Origin of the sequence: Bacteroides sp. AM16-24 (assembly GCF_003471885.1) — a bacterium.
Taxonomy (GTDB): Bacteria; Bacteroidota; Bacteroidia; order Bacteroidales; family Bacteroidaceae; genus Bacteroides.
The window spans coordinates 62044-83690 of record NZ_QRKI01000022.1 but is presented as its reverse complement, the minus strand read 5'-3'; the positions used below and the strand labels follow the sequence as shown (position 1 = coordinate 83690).

Sequence of the window (21647 nt, the reverse complement as noted above, 5' to 3'; positions counted from 1 at the left end):
TAATTTACAGGGATTTTCTTTATTTTGCAATTCTTTCCAGCGGAGAGACAGGGATTCGAACCCCGGGTACCTCGCAGTACAACGGTTTTCAAGACCGCCGCAATCGACCACTCTGCCACCTCTCCAAAACTCCTCTTTCAAGAAGTGCTTTTCTCTTAAAGCGGTGCAAAGGTACAAATCATTTTTAAATCTACAAACTTCCTGCCATTTTTTTCACGAATTAATCGTACTTTTGCAACATGATATATCCACAGAACTTTGAACCTAAAATAGGTTTCGACCAAATACGCCAGCTGCTGAGTGAAAAATGCCTCAGTACATTAGGCGCCGAACGCGTAGCCGATATGACGTTCTCCGACCATTTTGAAGAAGTAGAGGAACGCTTGAACCTCGTTACAGAGTTCGTACGCATCATACAGGAGGAAGATAACTTCCCCGCACAATATTTTTTCGACGTCCGTACGTCACTGAAACGAATACGCATAGAAGGAATGTACCTGGATGAGCAGGAACTTTTCGACTTGCGCCGTTCGTTGGAAACGATACGGGACATCGTGCGTTTTTTAGAAAAGGATGACATAGAAGGAGAAGACTCCCCCTACCCTTGTCTCCGGAACCTCGCCAAGGATATATTGGCATTTCCGCAGCTGATTCAGAAGATAAACAATATACTTTCACCTTATGGAAAGATAAAAGATAATGCTTCTTCCGAACTGGCACGTATTCGTCGTGAACTGGCGAACACCATGAACAGCATATCCCGTTCTCTGAACAGCATCTTACGCAATGCCCAGTCTGAAGGTGTAGTAGATAAAGACGTTACCCCGACCATGCGCGATGGCCGTCTGGTAATTCCGGTTGCTCCGGGATTAAAACGAAAGATTAAAGGTATCGTACATGACGAATCAGCAAGTGGAAAAACCGTATTTATAGAACCTGCCGAAGTAGTAGAAGCCAATAACCGTATCCGCGAACTGGAAGGGGATGAGCGTAGGGAAATTATCCGTATCCTGATAGAATTCTCTAACCTGTTGCGCCCTTCCATTCCCGATGTATTGCAGTCTTATGAATTCCTTGCAGAGATAGACTTTATCCGTGCCAAGAGCTTGTTTTCCCTACAAATATCTGGTATAAAACCTGCACTGGAAAATACGCAGTTACTGGATTGGACTATGGCTGTACACCCGTTGCTGCAACTTTCCCTTGCCAAACATGATAAGAAAGTAGTTCCGCTCGATATTGAATTGACTGAAAAGCAGCGTATCCTTATTATATCCGGTCCCAATGCGGGTGGTAAGTCTGTTTGCCTCAAGACAGTGGGATTGTTGCAATATATGTTGCAATGTGGTATGCTCGTTCCTATGCACGAACGTAGCCATGCCGGTATCTTCAGCAGTATATTCATCGATATAGGCGACGAACAGTCCATTGAAGATGATCTGAGTACTTACTCTTCACATCTCACCAACATGAAGATAATGATGAAGAATTGCAATGAACGCAGTCTCATCCTTATAGATGAATTTGGTGGTGGAACCGAGCCACAAATCGGTGGCGCCATCGCCGAAGCCGTACTGAAACGTTTCAACCAAAAGCTGACGTTCGGTGTTATTACTACTCACTACCAGAATCTGAAGCACTTTGCCGAAGACCATGAAGGAGTAGTGAATGGAGCCATGTTGTACGACCGCCACCTGATGCAGGCACTTTTCCAACTTCAGATAGGTAATCCCGGAAGTTCATTTGCCGTAGAGATAGCCCGAAAGATCGGTCTTCCGGAAGATGTGATTGCAGATGCATCCGAAATTGTGGGTAGCGAATATATTAATGCCGATAAGTATCTGCAAGATATTGTACGCGATAAACGATACTGGGAAGGCAAACGTCAGACTATCCGCCAGCGTGAAAAACACATGGAAGATACCATCTCCCGCTATCAGGCAGAAATGGAAGACCTGCAGAAATCCCGCAAAGAGATTATCCGTAAAGCTAAAGAAGAAGCAGAACAGCTGGTACAGGAAGCCAATGCACGGATTGAAAACACCATCCGCACCATTAAGGAAGCACAGGCTGAAAAAGAGAAAACCCGCCAGGCACGTCAGGAACTGACCAAGTTCCGTGAATCGATGGAAGCTCTTGCCTCTAAAGAACAAGAGGAGAAGATAGCACTCAAAATGCAAAAATTGCAGGAAAAGCAGAACCGGAAAAAAGAAAAGAAGAATAAAGATACAAACAACACTCTTTCAGCTCAGGAACTGGCTGCCCAAAAAGCCAAACAGGAAGCTGAACGCCTGGCAAGCATTGCCCCGGGAGCTATGGTAAAGATAAAAGGCCAAAGCTCGGTGGGCGAAGTATTGGAAGTAAATGGCAAAAATGCCATTATTGCTTTTGGCAGTATCAAAACCACTGTTAAGCTGGAACGATTGGAGCGCACAAATTCCGCCCCACAAAAGGTGGACAACTCTACTAAGAGTACCTTTGTCAGCAATCAAACCCAAGACAGCATGTACGAAAAGAAATTGAACTTCAAGCAAGACATTGATGTACGCGGCATGCGTGGTGACGAAGCTCTACAGGCAGTAACCTACTTTATTGATGATGCCATCCTTGTAGGTATGTCACGCGTACGTATCCTTCACGGAACAGGTACGGGTATTTTGCGTACCCTCATCCGGCAATATCTGCAAACAGTTCCAGGTATCAAACATTTTGCCGACGAACATGTGCAGTTTGGTGGTGCAGGAATTACAGTAGTTGACCTATAAATAAAATAATTATGAAATCAATCAAAGAACTCTACCGTATCGGTACAGGGCCATCAAGCAGCCATACAATGGGGCCCCGTAAAGCTGCTGAGATCTTTCTGGAAAAACATCCGGAAGCTTCCTCATTTAAAGTGACCTTATACGGTAGCCTAGCTGCCACAGGAAAGGGACACATGACTAACATAGCCATTACCGATACCCTGCAGCCAGCCGCTCCGGTAGAAATTATTTGGGAACCCAAAATATTTCTACCTTTCCATCCCAATGGCATGAAATTCGTTTCATTGGATGCTTCGGGAAAAGAGACTGATGCATGGACAGTATTCAGTGTAGGCGGTGGTGCGCTGGCTGAAGAAAATGATGGTGCATCATCTGTCAACACCCCGGATATCTATGATATGAATCACATGATGGAGATTCTACAATGGTGCGAAAAGACCGGAAGAAGTTACTGGGAATACGTCAAGGAGTGTGAGGAAGAAGATATATGGGATTACCTGCAAGAAGTCTGGAAAACCATGCAAGCAGCCGTTCGCCGCGGATTGGAGCAAGAAGGTGTACTGCCCGGTCCATTGAACTTACGCCGCAAAGCCTCTACTTATTATATACGTGCCAGCGGATACAAGCAGTCTTTGCAATCTCGCGGATTGGTATTTTCCTATGCCCTTGCCGTAAGTGAAGAGAACGCCTCAGGAGGAACAATAGTTACCGCCCCTACTTGTGGTTCTTGCGGTGTGATGCCGGCAGTATTATATCATCTTGCTAAAAGCCGTGATTTCAGTGATACCCGAATCCTTCGTGCGCTTGCCACAGCCGGTCTTGTAGGAAATATCGTAAAGACCAATGCATCCATTTCAGGAGCAGAAGTAGGATGTCAGGGAGAAGTAGGCGTAGCCTGTGCAATGGCCTCAGCTGCTGCCAACCAATTATTTGGTGGTAGTCCTGCACAAATAGAGTATGCAGCCGAAATGGGTCTGGAACATCACCTCGGCATGACTTGCGACCCGGTATGCGGATTAGTTCAAATTCCTTGCATTGAACGCAATGCATACGCTGCCGCCCGCGCACTGGACGCCAACCTTTATTCTTCTTTTACTGATGGCATGCATCGTGTATCCTTCGACAAAGTTGTAGAAGTAATGAAAGAGACCGGAAACGATTTGCCATCACTCTACAAAGAAACCAGTGAAGGCGGATTGGCCAAGGATTATCGGCCAATGGGAGAATGATAATTTAGTGCATAGCGCTAAAATTAAGTGACGAGTTACAACTCGTCACTTTCTCACACTTTCGGTGGATAAATCGTATCATCCTTCCCTGTCACATTCACCGTATTCATCAGTCCTCCATCTTCCGAGTAGAATAACTGATACTTCTGATTTCCCTGTTTTACCTCAATCACATATTGCATGGGCTGCAATGGATACAGCAGGAAATAATAATCATCTTGTACCCAGTTTGCATACTCTCCGCTACCAAATGCAGTCTGTACAGCTTCAGGAAGATCATTCCAGAATATTTCCGATTCCGTCATCAGCCAATTGGCATTGGGATCAAACCATATATTTGATTCTTTTCCATCCAACCAGCAATCAGCCACAAAATAAGTTCCTTTTTGTTCCCATTCTATTCCTGTCGCACTCGGATACTTCTGTTTCAGGGCTTGTACCACAGACTCAGGAACATTAATGCTTTTATCATCATCATCGTCGTCACTGCATGCACTGAACATAACAGCAGCCATACACATCATCATCGCTAACATTAAAAATCGTGTCTTCATCTTTTTCCCCTCCATTAATCATCCATACTGACGAATTGTCCTTTTTTATTAAATTTCAATGAGAAATCATTGGCAAGTTCTACTTCTATACCTGTACCTTTACGTTCTATCTTGGTGATAATTTCATTTGGGAAATTCTTTTTCACATAGTCCTTGATAGAAACAGGGATAAGGGCGGCAGGTACAGCACCTTTCTTGCAATCTACTTCCGTCCAGTTACCTTTCTTGTCGAAATCAATCTCTGTACGGTCAGTCAAAGTCACTTCATACTTCTTAGATAAGAATTCACTATCTATCTTGATGTATGAGATCTGCGGTTTACTGAAATACTGATTGATAAAGTTACGCGCATTCAAAGGGAGCTCCTTTGCGTCTTTGGTAATCACATCACCTGCAAAAGCGAACTGAACGGCCACGATAGCCAATACGAGAATAGATAAAATCTTTTTCATAATCGTTATTCTTTTAAGTGTTACTAATTTATTTCTTGTTTTTATTCACACTGCAAATAACGATAGCGAATCGGGAAAGATTTGGGAATATTCGCCTTTAGCTTTTCTTTTCAGATTCTTTAACAAGCAAAAACAGATGCATTCCTTCCTGCCACTTATAAGTCAGACTGAGAGAAGCAGAAATAGCAATAGAACGGGCAATGGCAAGCCCCAAACCTGTAGAATCTTTTTTTCCGTCAATACTGCGATAGAAACGCCGGAATAGTTTTTCTCCATCCAATGGATGTTCACCACTATTTTTAATAATCAATGAAGAAGAAGTCGTTTCAATATACAACTCTCCCCCCGCATGATTGTGTACTAAGGAGTTTTTCACCAAATTGGAAACCAGAATCTGTGTCAGAGACAAGTTACACCGGATCACGAAAGGTTCTTCTCCCTTTATACGTACCAGATGTATCTTTTTCCCTTCATATATATCCATCAAATCGGGCAATAGTTCATCCAAAACTTCATCTACAGATACATCTTCCGTTTCGGTATACTGCCCATTCTCAATGCGGGACAACAACAATAAAGACTTATTCAATCTGACCGCCCTACCCAATGTAGCGTATATTTCATCCAGTTCTTTCAACTGTTGCTCGGTCATCGACTCATTCTCTGCAAGTAATTCGACCTTGCCGCGCACAATGGCAAGTGGTGTCTGCAACTCATGCGAAGCATTTTCTATAAACTGCTTCTGTTCTTCATAAGCTTTATAACTACGATTTCCCATATCCACAGCTGCCTCTCCCAACTGCTGGAACTCCCGTATCTTCGTAGGATTATCCAGCACCGGAAGCTTTTTCCCCGGTTGAATTTGTTGTAACCAGTCCAGCAGGCGCTGCAGCGGGCGGAACACACTTTGCAATATCAGGCGTGTACCTATAGACGTACAAATCAGAAAAAGTAAAAACAGTGCTCCCAGATACCAAAGAATGGCCTCTACCATATCATCACGTTCCAGAATGGAAATCATCAGCTCCAATTCATAATACTGTCCGTCCGGCATGCGGAAAACTGTTTTAAGTACCCGCACCGGTTCATCCTCATCTTCGCTTTCGATATAGACGGTAGAGTCATAGTACTTTTCGTCGTAGTCTTCCGCCTCTTCTTCGGATATAGGCCGGAATTTATAAAAAGACATCAGCGTTCCCTCTGTTTCAAGAACAGACGGGTCCATCAAGGCATTATTAATCAATATCTCACTATAGTTTTCAAGCGTATCATCCGTTTCATCCATCACTTCATCAATAATGGCATAATAAAACAACACACCCCATGCAGCCATCAGCAGAAGTAGCAGTAACGAGAGCTTTCGGTAGGTATAATGGAGAAGTTTCATGACTCGGAAAGTTTATAGCCAAAACCATATACCGCTTTCAGTTCCACGGTAGCATCAGCTTGTTTCAATTTCCGGCGGAGATTTTTCACTTGAGAATAAATAAAGTCCAAAGAATCTGCCTGATCGATATTATCGCCCCATACAGACTCTGCAAGGCTCATTTTATTAATTACACGATTTGGGTTGACTATAAAGTAATAAAGTAAATCGAATTCTTTCCGGTTAAGTTGCAAAGGCACTCCCCCGACCTCCACTTGCCGTTTATCAGGATAAAGCAACAGATTCCCCACCGTAATGGAAACATCCCCTTTCGCCTGCCTCCGACGAATAACAGATTTTACCCGCGCATTCAGTTCCGCCAGATGGAAAGGTTTGGTCAGATAATCATCAGCTCCCAATTCCAGTCCCTCTACTTTGTCATCCAAGGAATCTTTTGCTGAAATGATCAATACACTGTCACTACGACGAAGTCGTTTCAGTTCGCGCAACAAATCCAGACCACTTCCACCGGGCAACATGATGTCCAATAAGATGCAGTCATAATCGTAGTCATTCACTTTGTCCAGCGCCAAAAAATAATCGGCAGCAGTTTCCACTACGAAATGTTCTTTCAAAAGGGAAATGCGGATTGTTTCCCGCAAATCCGGTTCGTCTTCTACAATCAGGATTTTCATATCGGCAAAGGAAACTCATAAATTGGGAAACATTCTGGAATATCTTATCAAATACTGTCCGTCTCGTACACTTCTTCCAGTAATTCTTCTTTCGCTATAGAAATCTTGCCATCAGCAGATACAGTTATTGATAATGGAATATAGAGATCGGACTGCGGATAGCAGATGCTTGCTGCATAAACCATGCCTTTGGATGTGTTTTTATCGTACACCAAGCCTTCAAGAATAGAGTGTTTTAAGAATTTAGCATCCACCAATGAAGCAAAACTCTCTTTCGTGAATTCTTTATTCACAATAGACTTACCACCGGAAGTTATACGTAGTGTAATACGGTTATCTACAAATTTTTCTCCCTGTTCATTCGTCACAACAGGCAAACTGTCATCCGGACGACGAACCACATGAGAGTGATACTCCTTACCATTATAAGTAAAACTCATTTTACTATCAGACACCTGCATACGTTGCAAACCGTTGGCATCCACACTGTCTTTCATCAATACCTGCACATCTTCCCCATCTCCTTTTTTCTGAGAAGAACAAGCTGACAACAGCCACACGGCCATACATATCCAGAAGTAAAATACATTTTTCATTCTGCCATTTGTTTACAATTAACGGAACAAAGGAACGAAAAGAGAGGCAAAAATACAAGGGAAAGCCGGAATAAATGAAAAACGGACGGATAATGCTCCGCCCGTTTTTGAACTAATACCTTCTTTATTCTTTTATATTACCTATTGAATCCTGTTGTTTATAAGACAAAAATAAAAGCGAAAAGTTTAATGGAACCTTTCGCTTTAACATAAAACAATATTTCTGTTTGTTTTTTATAAGTCTCAGGCCTTCAAAGTTATAAACCGTCTACCGCTTAACTTTATTTCAATCTCTTTGATAGAGGGTATGACTCCTCCCACTTCGGCAGAAATCCGCATTCAGCCTACAATTAAAAGTTAGCATCAATTTACTCTCACTACTCTCACTTTTCAAAATAGCCGTTGATAATTAGAATATTAAGTGTGAGTGAGAGTAAAAAAATAGCGTGAGAGTTAGTGATTTACTCTCACACTGTCTTGTCCTGATTGTAAGGTGTTAATTTGTCTTGTACAAGAGAATGTTCTGTTTTTCTCCTAAGAAACATTCCTTTCAGCCATAGGAATTATCAGATGTCGACCTCAGTCAACAGGCCTGTTAACCTTGGTTGACAGGCTCATTAGCCTTAGTTAACAGGCCTGTCAACCAAGGTTAACACCCAATAGGACTTACTATAAAATATCTCCTTGCACACATGATTTGCTCTTTATCATCTGAGTGGATGGTTGTCCTCCTCCCAATGATATCTGTACTTTTCCTTTCATGGGTACAGATTTTCCAGAAATATCAACGACAGACAGTTCCTTAGATGTCAGGACAAACTCCACCGTTTGTGATTCTCCCGGCTTCAGATTAATCCGTTTAAAGCCCTTCAGTGCCCGAATCGGAGTTACAAAATCACGAGGATTGGAAACATACAACTGAGCAACTTCCTCTCCTTCCATCTTCCCTGTATTGGTGATTTTTGCTGTAACCTTAACTGACCGTTTATCCGGTGACGGTTGCAATTTCAAAGAGGAATATTGAAAAGTCGTATAACTCAATCCATAGCCAAAGGGATAAACCGGCGTTCCTGTAAAATAACGGTAAGTACGATTCTCCATGCTGTAATCTTCGAAATCAGGCAAATCGTTTACACTCTTATAGAAGGTCAGCGGTAAACGTCCTGAAGGATTATAATCTCCAAATAACACATCGGCTATAGCTTGTCCGCCAGCCTGACCGCCATACCATGCATTCAAGATAGCCGGAAGATGGGCAGATTCCCATTCAAGTCCTAAAGCACTTCCTGTCATCATAACAAAAACGACTGGCTTACCGGTTGCATATAATTCTCTCAATAAGTTTTGCTGCACGGAAGGAATAGAGATAGAAGTCCGGTCACCCCGTTTGAAACCTTCTATTTCCACCCCCATCTCCTCACCTTCTACTTTGGCAGAAAGACCACCCACAAAGATAATCACATCCGCATCCTTCACCGCAGCAGCAGTTTGTTTGTAATCAGCCTTCCGAAGTATTCCCATATCAAACTTGATTTCTGCATTATCCGCATGTTGAACATAGCGGATTTCTATCGGATAGGATTTACCCTTTTCTGCATTCAACAGATAATATGAGTTTATATTTCCAACTTTATTCTGCTTTACTCCATCAATATACAGTTCTGCTTTATCATCAGCCTTCAGTTCAAAGCAAACCTCACCTGTCTGTTTCGGTGTAAATACAGTACTCCAAACAGCAGACATCTGCCTGGTAATGATGCCATCGCCAACATCCTGACCATCTCCCCACTGATAATCAACAGTCTTTTCCAAACGAGATAATCCGGGATTTCCTTGCCACTGCGTATTTTGATAATAGTCAGCCTTAAAGCCCTGCTGCCCGTCATAACAGAACAAAGCATCTTCATAAGCTGAGGTGAAAACAAAATCATCAGTCAGATTAACACCTTTCTCGTAGACCACTTCCACCTGATTGCCCACTTTCTTTTGAATACCTTCCAGTGCTGTAGTTATATGTGACGGATAACCATAGTAGTTAGCAAGTAATACACTTTTATCATCAGCATTCGGACCGACCACTGCTATCTTCTTTATTTTATTCTTATTCAAAGGCAACAACTGATCTTGATTCTTCAGCAACACAATAGACTGACGAGCCATTTTCAATGCATGAGCTTTATGAGCGTCACACTCCAGAACTGATAAAGGTATATTTGAATAAGGTACACGGTCATCCGGATCGAACATACCCAGCCGGAAACGGATTTCAAATAATTTCTTCAAAGATTCATCTATCTGCTTTTCTGTTATCAATCCTCTGAGAACGGCATCCGCCAATGCCCGGTAAGCTCCATTACCACATTCACAATCTGTACCATGCAACACAGCATCCGCAGAGGCTGCTGCTGCATCCTGATGTGTTTTGTGAGTATTATAAAAGTCTTCAACAGCCCCGCAATCCGAAGTTACATAGCCGCCAAACTTCCACTGATTTCGCAAAATATCCATCATCAAAAGATCATTGCCACAGCAGGGTTGCCCAAAGAAGGAGTTATAAGCACACATTACTCCCGTCACTTTTCCTTCGACCACCAATTCCTTAAATGTCGGAAGATAGGTATCCCACAAATCATGGTTATTCACTTTAGCATCATACGTATGCCGGTTCCATTCCGGACCACTATGTACTGCATAATGTTTAGCACATGCTGAAGATTTCAGGTAAACCGGATCATCACCCTGAAGACCTTTCACAAATGAAACACCAATGGAAGCAGTTAAAAAAGGATCTTCGCCATACGTTTCCTGTCCCCGCCCCCAACGCGGGTCCCGGAATATATTGATATTCGGACTCCAGTAAGTTAATCCTCTGAATATTCCGGGAGTCCCTTTCCGGGTAGCATCGTGATAAATGGCACGTCCTTCATCCGAAGCATACACTGCCATTTGATGAACAGACTCTGTATCCCAGGTAGCTGCCATAGCAATGGCTTGAGGGAAAGAAGTAACTGGATAGGGGCTTCTGGCTACTCCATGTAAACACTCATTCCACCAATTATATGCAGGAATTCCCAGCCAATCTATGGCAGGAGCATTATTCAACATTTGAGAGATCTTTTCCTCTAACGTGAGACGCCCCACCAAATCATTTACTCTTTCCACTATCGGAAGTTCCGGATTCAAGAATTTGCATGTTGCTTGTCCCGCCACTGTGACAGAGAATAAAAGCAAACTGCAAATAAGATTCAATTCTTTTTTCATACCTTTTTCAATTCAATATAGCAGCAAAATTACTCCCATCTCATTAAAGGAATCATAAAAAAGAACTTAATACAGGACAAAAGTTACCTCACAAAGCCATTTTTATAATAATCATAAGCAACATCAATCCTTTCCGGAGTATCAGCATTCAAAAGAAGTAATAATTCACGGGTAAACTCCAAATGTCCGGTTCCGTTGGCAGTTACGATATTCTGATCGCTGACTGCCTGCTTTTCCTGATATCCGGCTTCATTAGTATATGCGCTACCTGCGAATTGTTTCAGATATGGAAGTGTGTTACTGGTATGCTTCACATTATTCAGAAAGCCATGTGCCCCCATAAAGGCAGAAGCATTGCAAATAGCTCCAACTATCTTGCCACGCTGTAATGCATCCTGCACAATTGGCACCACCAACTCCGATTCGGGTGATTGCCACTGCATGCCGCCTATCAGAACCAATGCCGCATAATCGGCAGGCATAGTCTGAAAACTATAATCCGGCACTGTGCGGAACCCGCCTATAGAACGAACTTCATCCAGCGTCGGGGCAACTGTCTTTGATATATATTTTACTTCGTTACCCGGTAACACTCCGGCATTTAAAGAAATAGAAAGGAATGCACCTTCCCAATCGGCATAATCATTCAATAGAAGAAATAAGACTTCCTGTTTCATTGTTTTCTGTTTTCAGCGAAATTAAGATGCAACCACGCAATCTTATTTTCTTATGGTTGAAACTCAAGTTCAAAATAGATATAATCTTTTATACTAAACTTTTCATACCATTCCGAAGGATGGGTTTTGGAATAGCGCACTTCGCAAAAATTGATAGCATCCACTGTCTGACCATTGAAATCCATCTTAAATTTTGCCCCGGTAGTATAAGCCATCAAAGGAATGCGATCTGCCAGCGTATAAGTTTTAGTTGGCAAAGTTTCCATCAGAATGCAGCTCTTGGTTGCAATAGGAACATGCAAAATGGTTCCTACTCTATGCTGGCAATCGATATGAACACTATCTGCGGACTCTGCCTGTGCAAAGAAATAAAAATGCTGAGCACTATCCATCTTACAAGGAATTTCTTCATTCAAAGCCTTCCTTTCTGTTTTTCCATCAGTACATCTTACCATATACAACTTATAAGGCAAGTTCTTGTGAGATGTCCTGACTATAACATCAAAACCAAAGATCCCCTGAAAGTCCATCAGTTTTTGCACAAAAGCATCTTTAGGCGATTCATAAGATACTGAGATAGTGTCTTGCGCTATCAAAGGCGTCATGCATAAAAAAAACAACGCCAATGTACATAAAAGCTTTTTCATTTTTTTTCAAATTTGCATACGATGCCGCAAATATAACAAAAACGCTGATATCATTGTCTCTATATGACAACAATATCAGCGCAATCCACTATTTATTACAAAGATGAAAATTTTTCTATAAATGTCAATGTAGGGAGGGCTACAACGTTTCCTGTTTCAACTGCTCCACGAACCCGTCAATACGGCGCAACTCCCTGGGAATATTAATACTCTGCGGACAGTGAGGCGAACATTGATCGCAACCAATGCAATGATTTGCCTGTCGCAGGCGTGGCACACTACGGTCATAACCAACAAGAAAAGCTTGGCGTGCCTTTCTGTAATTCTCGTCTTGTTGGCTCTTCGGTACATTCCCCTCATTCACACATTTATTATAATGTATAAGCACAGCAGGAATATCAATACCATACGGACAAGGCATACAGTATTTACAATCATTGCACGGTACGGTAGGGTACTTCAACATCAATTGTGCCGTTTCTTCTAGAAACTCCTTATCATCATCTGTCAAAGGAATCAGCGGAGAATAGGTACGGATATTATCCTGAAGATGCTCCATATACGTCATACCACTCAACACCGTCAACACTAGTTCCGGTGAGCCTGCAAAACGGAAAGCCCACGAAGCCACGCTATCTTCCGGACGACGCTGCTTAAGACGTGTCATAATATGAGTAGGTACATTAGACAATCTTCCACCCAGCAATGGCTCCATAATGATTGCCGGAATATTACGTTTTACCAATTCATCATATAGATAGTCCGCATTTACATTACGTCCCGAAGAATGTTTCCAGTCCACATAATTAAGCTGTATCTGTACAAAATCCCATTTCACCTCATCATGCAGAGAAAGCGCATAGTCATAAGTATCCACTGTACCATGGAAAGAAAATCCCAGATTACGGATACGTCCAGCCTCCCGTTCCTTCAACAGAAACTCCATCATACCATTGTCTATATATCGCGCTTTGAACGCTTCTATTCCACCATTACCAATAGAGTGCAGCAAATAATAATCGATATAATCTGTCTGCAAATCTTCGAAAGACTTACGATACATGGCTATGGAGTTTTCACGGCTATAATTACTAAAGTTAGATAACTTTGTAGCAATAAACAGTTTCTCGCGCGGATGACGTTTTAATGCAATACCAGTAGATTTTTCCGACCATCCCTGTACATACACTGGAGATGTATCGAAATAATTCACACCGTGCGCAATAGCATAATCTACTAATTCGTTCACAGCATCCTGATCAATTATATCTCCTTTCCCGTCCGGCGAAGGAACTGTCGGCCAACGCATACAACCATAACCCAGAAGTGAAACACGGTCTTTCTGAGCCACAGAAGTACGGTAAGTCATCTTATCAGTGGGCACCGGAGTCGATGCACTGCCTCCCGGAATCACCCCATCCTTCTGTTTGCAACTATAAAGAGTAGCAGCAGCCGTTGTCGTAGCGGCACTGATGCCCACAATTTTCAGAAAATCCCTACGGTTTATATTTTTATTATGTTCTTCCATATCTGTTCTTCTAACATTTATCACTTTATCACCCTATCACATTACCACCTTTATATTACTCGATGTCTCTCATGTCCCTCCACATAGATAGCACTAAAAGGGCGTGCCGGACAAAGATTCTCACAGGCACCACAACCAATACAACGCTCTACATTGACAACCGGAATCTTTGGAGAATCCGGATTATCTACCTCAGACGGAACCATTTCTATCGCCGCTACCGGGCAATGACGGGCACAATTGCCGCAATTTACTCCATCAGTCAACGGCACACAATTCTTCTTGATCCATACGGCATGACCGATCTGGATAGACGATTTATCTGCCGGACTGATAGGATGGATGGCATCTGCCGGACATACCTCAGCGCACTTGGTACATTCCGGACGACAATAACCACGTTCATAAGACATCTCCGGCTGCATTAACGTCATCAAATTACCGGATGGACGTAAAACCTGGTTAGGGCACACTGATACACAAAGCTGGCAAGCCGTACAATGCTGCGCAAAATTACGAATACTCAATGAACCTGCCGGTACAATAGGTGTCGTCCGTTCCGGTATTTTCTTATCCTCAATGACAGCCAATCCACCATCCACTTTTTTCTCCTGTGCCTTCAGCAATGTACTTGCAGCAAACACGGCGCCGGCAGAGAAGAAAGCACGACGTGCATTGTCCACCTGTTCCGGTGACACACCAGTTACTTTTTCAGCAGCTAACGGTTTCTGCACTTCCTTATGAGGACGCTCATAACGGATAGCTCCTTTCTTACATTTACCGATGCAATCCATACAAACCACACAGCGGCTATAATCTATTTTATGATTTTTAGAATCAATGCATGCCGCCTTACAATTGCGTGCGCACAAACCGCAACCATTACATTTACTCGTATCGATTGCCGGTTTCAGCAAAGAAAAACGTGAAAAGAATCCCAATACTGTTCCTACCGGACAAATTGTATTGCAATATGTACGCCCGTTGCGCCAGGCCAGCACAGTCAGAATAACAAATGTCAGAACAGCTATCACAAAAGTTCCCATAGCCTTCATCCAGACATCTACAGAATAAAACATATAGCTATCTGCCCGTTCGGCCAAAAGAGCAAGCAGGTTGTTTCCCCACTGATAAACCGGAGCAAACAGATTAGAAGCTATTCGTCCGTACGAACTATAAGGTGCCAGTAAGGCAACCAATGAACCAACTCCTCCTATCAGAGCCAGAATAAATACTCCCAGCACTCCGTAACGCAACCAATTAAGTGCAGGTGAATACGAATAGCGATTCTTTTTCCGCTTTTTACCCAACCATGAAACTACATCCTGAAATACGCCCAACGGACAGATTACGGAACAATACACACGCCCAAAGAGCAGTGTCAATGCAATAAGGATTATTACAACCCCGACATTCAAAGCCAACAAAGCGGGCAAAAACTGAATTTTAGCCATCCAACCGAACCAAGCATGCAATGTACCCGTAAAATCGAGAAACAAAAGCGTGATCAGCACGAAAAAAAATATGGCAAACGTTAGTCTGATTTTTCGTAACATACTTTTATTTTATGGAATATCATTTATAAACCAAATACTTGATAAACAGATAACCGCCGAGAATCTGTAATCCCATTCCTGGTATGCCGATGCGGAAATCCTGGAAAGCAAGTGCAAGGTTGCCTACCATTGCCCACTCACCCAGCGTTCCGATAAACTGATAAGCCAGTACTACTAATGCTAAAACAGGAATAGAGATACGTTTAAAACGATTGGCTGCATATCCGGCAACCACTGCCAGTAAAACGGATTTTAAAAGAATGGCCGGCAATACTCCTGCAGGAGGCATACCGAAAAGCAGATGGTTCAAAACCGGTGAAAAGACGGCTGTCAGCAATCCAACTTTCCAACCGTATTTATAAGCAGCAATAAGCGTAAAGAAATAAATCGGTAACAAAGTAAGACCACCCTGTGGAATAAGATGGCAAAGTTGTGGCAAAACCAGATTACCCAGAATGAAAAGAGCAGCGGCAAAATACGTTTTCACATTGCCGTAATCCAGAGAATACAGTCTGATAGTTGTTGTTTTCATAATTTATATGTTTATTAAAAGTTAATGTTTACTCCACCCATAAAAGTAGCTTTCGGCATCGGATAGCCGGCTATTATTTCGTAACGTTGTGCCAGCAGGTTCTCGCCACGCACATAGAACGACAGGTAATGGGTCGCTTTGAAGCTCCCCTGCATATCCCACAGCACAAAGTTCTCCTTGGTTTCCGCATCCAGGTCGGTATAAAGTCCTTTCACATATTGGATGCCCGTAGATGCACTCCAACGTCCTTTCCTGAAGTTCACGCCTCCGTAAAGTTTATGTTCGGGAGATGCCAGTACAGGATTCTCCATGTGAAGCCAGCTATAATTTGCCGTGACACCCCATGTTGAATTGAACCGGTATCCTATATTCGCTTCCGCTCCCCAGTTCTCAATCTCACCGGAGTTCTGGTTCAGCATACCGCTTCCGGCCGGATTGGGAAGACGCAGAATCAGGTTTTCACCATTGATATAGAACACATTTACGCCGTATGACAAACGGTTTTCCATAAGGCGCTGCGAGAAGGAAAGTTCATAATTCCACAGTTTCTCGGGCTTCAAATCCGGATTTTGCGGAGGGAACATATACATTTCGCGAATGGTGGGATTGCGAAATCCCTTACTTGCCATTGCCTTGATTTCCGCATCTTTCGGGAGGTGGAAGGCCAGACCGACTTGTGGAATAAACTCCATCCCTGTCTGCGAATGATGGTCTACACGTGCACCGGCATTCAGCGTGAGCCAGGTGACGATGTCCTGCCGGAAGTCTACATATCCGGCTACTTCATTCAGGGATTTATCCGCTGAGGTTTCACGATGTCCGTCAGAGAATTTATTCCATGCTTCACCGCCGAAATGAAAATAATCGGCTCCTACAGTCACCCGGTTCCCTTTGAAAAGTTGCAGGCTCTGATACCATGATACACCGAGCATCTGGTCGTTGGAGTTGAAGCGGTAGTCAAGCGGTTCTCCGCCGGGCTGGTAGCCGTCGTTTATCCAGTGGTCGCCCCAATTATAGAAAAAACTCAATGCTCCCGAGGTCTTTTCGTAATGATTCTCCAGAGCAAAAGAGGTCATACCGCGAGTGATGCGCTGGTCGTTGTCGATATAAGGGCGAGTAACTGCCCCCGGATTGGTAGCATTGAAATGAGTGATATTCACATCTCCCCACAGCTTCCAGTTGTCCGTGAAGTCATAACCCAACTTGGCATAACCGCCGTATTGTTCAAAGCCCATATCGGCCCGATGCCCGTCCGTGCGATTATAAGAAGCTGTCACCGTACTGCTGAAACGTCCTTTCCGGATGCGGTTGGTTGCTTCGGTCTGCAAGGTTCCATAGGAGCCGGCACCGATGTTGATGCTTGTATTCACACCGTCTTCCTGCATCTTGCGGGTGACGATGTTGATGACGCCACCCATAGCATTGGAACCGTAAAGCACTGATGCCGGGCCACGAAGCACTTCTACTCGCTCCGCCATCATCGTTTGGTAAGCATCGACGATGGGATGTCCCATCAAACCCATATATTGAGGATGTCCGTCAATCAAAACCAACAGTCCGGTAGTGGGTAACCCCGCCTGTGCCGGACCTCCGATTCCACGCAGCGACATCTGTCCTGATGCACCTGTAGCTACACCATACCCCATCACACCGCGTGAAGTAGAGAAGAAACCGGGCACCTGGGAGTTCAGCACCGGAAGCACGGAAGCCTGTTGGCTCGCTTCGAGTTGCGGACGTCCCACCACTGATACGGTCATGGGCAGATGGCGTACATCCGTTTCGCTGCGTGTGCCCGTCACCACCACTTCATTGATAGCGTAGCTTCTCGCCACCTGTGTGCTGTCCTTACCGGTTTGTGCTTGCAGGCTTGCCGCACTTATCAGGCAGCCAGTACATAATGCAAGTATCGTTCTCTCTTTTTTCATCTTTAAAAACACTCTTTTTATTCTATAATAGTTTTCGGTTGCAAATATAGGGACTGTCGCCTACAGAACCTGTAGACAAATTACAGTAGTACATACCTAAATTACTGATTAACGTCCTGTAACCTAACCGTTATTACTCACCAGCCACGACTTGAACTCAGATGCTTTGTTCTTGCTGATATAGACACGCTCGGGAACCTCCACATCGAGCGTCACCAGCAAGCGGCTATCGAACCAGATGGTTATATCCGTCACGCTGTTTCTGGCTATGATGAATTGCTTATTCGCCCGGATAAAGTCAGCGGGATTCAGAGAGGACATTATCTGTTCCAACGTCTTGGAATACGGATACAGAGTCCCGTCTTTCAGATACACACACGTATTCTTATCCACCGTATAAAAACACGAAACATCCCTTAGACTGACAGGCAGCAATTTATCTTTTCGTGGAATCAATAGCTTATCTTTATATCTGGGCACCGGTGCCAACAGGTTCAACTGAGACAAGTATTGCAGAATATCCTGACGGGTCAGCTTGCTATACTTATCCAGTGCATGCTTCACATCCTCCACCTTCACCGGTTTCAGCAGGTAGTCCACGCTATTCACCTTAAAGGCTTCTATCGCATAACGGTCGTATGCCGTCGTAAAAACAATGGGGGTTTCCAGTTCCATTTTATCGAAGATAGTAAATGCCGAGCCGTCCGACAAATGTATATCCATGAATATCAAATCCGGAGTCGGATTGGATTGCAACCAATGGATAGTCTGGGTCACACTTTCCGTATTACCGGAAATCTGAATATCATAGGAGACTTCCTTGAGAATATCTACCAGATTCTCATAAGCGGCAGTCTCGTCTTCTACAATAAGCACTCTCATATCGCTACTCTTTTGTTTTGATATTGATTCTATTTTTATTTTAAAGGGAGATAAACCCGGAATGTTTCTTCATCGCACTCCACCCGGATTTGCTTGTTCATCAGCAAAGCGAAACGGCTTTCCAGATTCTTCAATCCGGTTCCGTTGGTATCGGGCGGAGACAGTTTGGGATACATAGGATTGGACACCACCAACTCATTCTGTTCGTTCAGACTGATGGATATTTCCATCTTATGCTCACTGTCTATCATATTATGAACGGTCACGTTCTCCACCAGCGGGAGCAATGAAAGCACCGGCAATGTCAGCTCATCCTGCACAGCCTCGTCCACCCGGATGGAAAACATCAGCTTATTGGCAAAGCGCACCTCCATCACGTAGCGGAAAGACTGGATGAATTCCAGTTCCTCCCTCAGCGTGACGAGCCCCTTCTTGTCACTCTGAAGAATGTAGCGGAAGATGTCGGACAGCTTATGCACGTACATCAGTGTTTTCTCGTCATCCTTCTTGCGGATGAGCGATTGCACTCCGTTCAGTGAGTTAAAAAAGAAATGCGGGTTTATCTGGTTGGCCAATGCATCGCAACGGCTTTGCAGGTTCTCTATGCGCAGGCGCTCAATCTCATGTTCCTTCTCCCGTTGTTTGGAGTAGAGCATGGAGATGTGGCCGATAAGCGTGCAGAGGGAACACAGGATGAAGAATTGGGAAAGCAGGGTGCTACCCAGAAAGTCGGTGCGGATACCATACGAAGCAATCCAGTAGGAAACGGATGCAAACCCCGCGTAGGCAAGCAACGAATAGCCGAAGTTGCGGGCAAAGCGTTCCTTAAACTGTGCATCCGGTAGTCGACGCAGATTATAGCGTATCAACAAACTAATCAGTCCCCAGAAAAAAAAGAAACGGTAGGCAAAATACCAATAAAAGCCCGCACAAACTCCCCAAAATTTTATATCCCAAGGGAGGCAGGCTATATTGGGATATATGATGAAAACTGCACTAATCAGGCTGACCAGCGGCAATTTACGGCTTATGTAGGTATCAAATGAGGACATATATTTTTTCTTCTTTTCTGCAAAGAAAAACAAAATTATCGAGACGCGGCAACGACAAAAGAAGCAAAACGAAAAAACAGGGTGTAAAAGCGAAATCAGGCGTTAGGGGGGGGGATAAAGGAGCTTACTCCATTAACTCTAAGCGAAACGATAACTCCTTACAGTTCCCTTAACTCCTCCTTTTCCCCCGTTTTTCCTGTGTCTCTGACGAGGCTTTCTCTTGTCGCTGACTTGGGGAAGCCTCGTCAGAGACACAGGAAAAACGGAGGGGAAGGGCAGGAAGTTTAACTCCGGACACACAGCAATAAAAGGAAGTCCGAAAGCGATGCTTCACAAAAGACCAAGACCGAAGCGAAGGTTGCCGAACAGGACGAAGTCCTATCCTCTCCCGCCAAGCAAACGATTCTGGTGGCAGAGGATATTCAAAGCAACTTCCTGCTTGTCTCGGCATTGCTGAAAAAGCACTTCCACCTCGTAAACGCGAAAAACGGACAGGAAGCTGTAGAGGCCGTCAAAAACAAGCATTTCGACTTGGTACTGATGGATATGAAGATGCCGATGATGGATGGTCTGGCGGCAACGGCCGAAATACGTAAGTTCGATACCGAAGTACCCATCATCGCCCTCACCGCGCATGCTTTCGATACCGACCAGCAAGCTGCACTTGAGGCCGGATGTAATGAATACCTCGTAAAACCCTTCAATAAAGCAAGACTGATGGAAGTAGTAAAAAAGTATTGCGACAAGCAGAAGGCAGTCTGATAAACCTATTTAGAGAATAGTCAGACTGACCCTTTTCCCCAGCCCTTCGAAAATCCGGAAGAGAGTGGAGAGTTGTACATCTGCTTTTCCATTCTCAATGCGTGAGATATAGGTTTTCTTTGTACCTATTTTCGCTGCAAGTTGTTCCTGGGTAAGACCGGCTTTCAGACGTTCTTCTTTCAGACGTTCTGCAAGAATAAAGACCTCTGCACCCCGTTCAAAATCATTGCGTTTCGGTGTGCCTTTCTGCCCGTATTCCACATCCAATATTTCATCAAAGGTATGGCACCCTTTGATTGATTTTGCTTTAGCATTTGTTTCACTCATAGTCTATCTCCTTTCTTCTTTAATTCAAAATATTCTTTCATAATTGAGGTTGCTTTTTCTATTTCTCTGAGAGGTGTCTTTTGTGTTTTCTTTTGAAAACCATTAAAAAGAATAACCAGTTTTCCTTCATCAAAGCAACAGAATATCCGAAAAATATTGCTTTCCATTTCTATTCTTATTTCAAATAATCCTCTAACATTCTCTATATTTCGAAAGAATCTGGAAGGAATATGTTCTTCTATGCGCAGGAGATTGAGTACATAATTTATTTTTTGTCTCACAGAAGATACTTGTTTATCATAAAATTCTGCAAAATAATCCCCATGCACGATTATTTCTCTTTTATATTCCATTGCCGTTTTATTTTATCACAAAGTTAACTATATGATTAACTTCCGCAATCTATTCCTGTATATTTAACATTATCTTATTCTTCTATTTTCTCAATATTTCGGAGAATGCATTTCTCTGTCTAAACTGTTTTTATTGATAAATGAGATATTTTACTCTTGTCGAATGAATCAGTGTTCTCGTTTCACGACTTTTAGACCAATTTCATGCCCTCCCCGTACCAGATCCATATCAAGTCCGTATCTGCTCCGTATCTATACAACCGAATTTGCTACGGACTTGGTACGGACTTGATATGGATCGGGTACGGGGAGATAGGAAGAGCAGACCAAACAAGAAAATAAATTCCAGATATAATTTGGTGGTTATAAAAACATTGCCCACATTTGCACCCGAAAACGAAGACAGGAATTTAAAATCCTCATCGGAGGACATGATAATCAATAATTAGGATGCCGGATAAGATGAATGGTGCAAATCATTCACCCTG

18 protein-coding genes, 1 tRNA gene and 1 pseudogene are annotated in these 21647 nt (G+C 43.4%); 3 read left to right on the top strand and 17 right to left on the bottom strand.

Annotated features, from left to right (window positions below):
- Positions 1–40: 40 nt before the first annotated feature.
- Positions 41–125, bottom strand: a tRNA-Ser gene (locus DW182_RS19870).
- 114 nt (positions 126–239) lie between these two features.
- Between DW182_RS19870 and DW182_RS19865 the strand changes: the two genes are divergently transcribed.
- Together DW182_RS19865 and DW182_RS19860 are read left to right on the top strand one after the other, a co-directional pair.
- Complete coding sequence (locus DW182_RS19865; protein WP_115502920.1) at positions 240–2765, top strand: endonuclease MutS2; 2526 nt, start codon at positions 240–242, stop codon at positions 2763–2765.
- An 11-nt stretch (positions 2766–2776) separates the two neighbouring features.
- Positions 2777–3994 (top strand): L-serine ammonia-lyase, encoded by a 1218-nt coding sequence (locus DW182_RS19860; RefSeq protein WP_021967632.1) that lies wholly within the window; start codon positions 2777–2779, stop codon positions 3992–3994.
- A 53-nt stretch (positions 3995–4047) separates the two neighbouring features.
- Here the strand turns inward: DW182_RS19860 and DW182_RS19855 are convergent, their stop codons facing one another.
- The 14 genes from DW182_RS19855 to DW182_RS19790 form a co-directional block, all read right to left on the bottom strand.
- Entirely contained in the window at positions 4048–4548 is a 501-nt protein-coding gene (locus DW182_RS19855; RefSeq protein WP_118296587.1) for a PepSY-like domain-containing protein, read from the bottom strand.
- Positions 4549–4562: 14 nt separating this feature from the next.
- Positions 4563–5000 carry a PepSY-like domain-containing protein gene (locus DW182_RS19850; protein ID WP_007665568.1) on the bottom strand — a complete coding sequence of 146 codons (438 nt, stop codon included), beginning with the start codon at positions 4998–5000 and terminating at the stop codon, positions 4563–4565.
- A gap of 97 nt (positions 5001–5097) precedes the next feature.
- A complete protein-coding gene (locus tag DW182_RS19845; protein WP_118296583.1) occupies positions 5098–6387 on the bottom strand; it encodes a HAMP domain-containing sensor histidine kinase in 1290 nt (429 codons plus the stop codon).
- Positions 6384–7061: a response regulator transcription factor gene (locus DW182_RS19840; protein WP_118296582.1), complete on the bottom strand. Its 678-nt coding sequence runs from the start codon at positions 7059–7061 to the stop codon at positions 6384–6386. The genes DW182_RS19845 and DW182_RS19840 overlap by 4 nt, the downstream gene beginning before the upstream one ends.
- Before the next feature lie 47 nt (positions 7062–7108).
- On the bottom strand, positions 7109–7657 hold the full coding sequence (locus tag DW182_RS19835) for a DUF4738 domain-containing protein (RefSeq protein ID WP_007665571.1): 549 nt from the start codon (positions 7655–7657) through the stop codon (positions 7109–7111).
- 669 nt (positions 7658–8326) lie between these two features.
- On the bottom strand, positions 8327–10918 hold the full coding sequence (locus DW182_RS19830; protein WP_118296581.1) for a glycoside hydrolase family 3 C-terminal domain-containing protein: 2592 nt from the start codon (positions 10916–10918) through the stop codon (positions 8327–8329).
- A gap of 83 nt (positions 10919–11001) precedes the next feature.
- A complete protein-coding gene (locus tag DW182_RS19825; protein ID WP_118296580.1) occupies positions 11002–11595 on the bottom strand; it encodes a type 1 glutamine amidotransferase family protein in 594 nt (197 codons plus the stop codon).
- Between the two features lie 50 nt (positions 11596–11645).
- Positions 11646–12242, bottom strand: coding sequence for a hypothetical protein (locus DW182_RS19820; RefSeq protein ID WP_147400141.1), 597 nt, complete (start codon positions 12240–12242; stop codon positions 11646–11648).
- 139 nt (positions 12243–12381) lie between these two features.
- Complete coding sequence (locus DW182_RS19815) at positions 12382–13770, bottom strand: aldo/keto reductase (protein ID WP_118296578.1); 1389 nt, start codon at positions 13768–13770, stop codon at positions 12382–12384.
- A 50-nt stretch (positions 13771–13820) separates the two neighbouring features.
- Entirely contained in the window at positions 13821–15326 is a 1506-nt protein-coding gene (locus tag DW182_RS19810; protein ID WP_118296577.1) for a 4Fe-4S binding protein, read from the bottom strand.
- A 19-nt stretch (positions 15327–15345) separates the two neighbouring features.
- Entirely contained in the window at positions 15346–15858 is a 513-nt protein-coding gene (locus tag DW182_RS19805; protein ID WP_118296576.1) for an ECF transporter S component, read from the bottom strand.
- A gap of 14 nt (positions 15859–15872) precedes the next feature.
- Complete coding sequence (locus DW182_RS19800) at positions 15873–17783, bottom strand: TonB-dependent siderophore receptor (RefSeq protein WP_118296575.1); 1911 nt, start codon at positions 17781–17783, stop codon at positions 15873–15875.
- A 123-nt stretch (positions 17784–17906) separates the two neighbouring features.
- Entirely contained in the window at positions 17907–18665 is a 759-nt protein-coding gene (locus tag DW182_RS19795) for a LytTR family DNA-binding domain-containing protein (RefSeq protein WP_118296574.1), read from the bottom strand.
- A 35-nt stretch (positions 18666–18700) separates the two neighbouring features.
- Complete coding sequence (locus tag DW182_RS19790) at positions 18701–19717, bottom strand: sensor histidine kinase (protein WP_118296573.1); 1017 nt, start codon at positions 19715–19717, stop codon at positions 18701–18703.
- Between the two features lie 393 nt (positions 19718–20110).
- Between DW182_RS19790 and DW182_RS19785 the strand changes: the two are divergent.
- A pseudogene (locus tag DW182_RS19785) lies at positions 20111–20479 on the top strand (response regulator); the annotation flags it as partial.
- A gap of 9 nt (positions 20480–20488) precedes the next feature.
- On the opposite strand, the gene DW182_RS19780 reads toward DW182_RS19785, so the two are convergent.
- Complete coding sequence (locus tag DW182_RS19780; protein WP_118296571.1) at positions 20489–20806, bottom strand: helix-turn-helix domain-containing protein; 318 nt, start codon at positions 20804–20806, stop codon at positions 20489–20491.
- Positions 20803–21159, bottom strand: coding sequence for a type II toxin-antitoxin system RelE/ParE family toxin (locus DW182_RS19775; RefSeq protein ID WP_118296570.1), 357 nt, complete (start codon positions 21157–21159; stop codon positions 20803–20805). The genes DW182_RS19780 and DW182_RS19775 overlap by 4 nt, the downstream gene beginning before the upstream one ends.
- Positions 21160–21647: the final 488 nt, after the last annotated feature.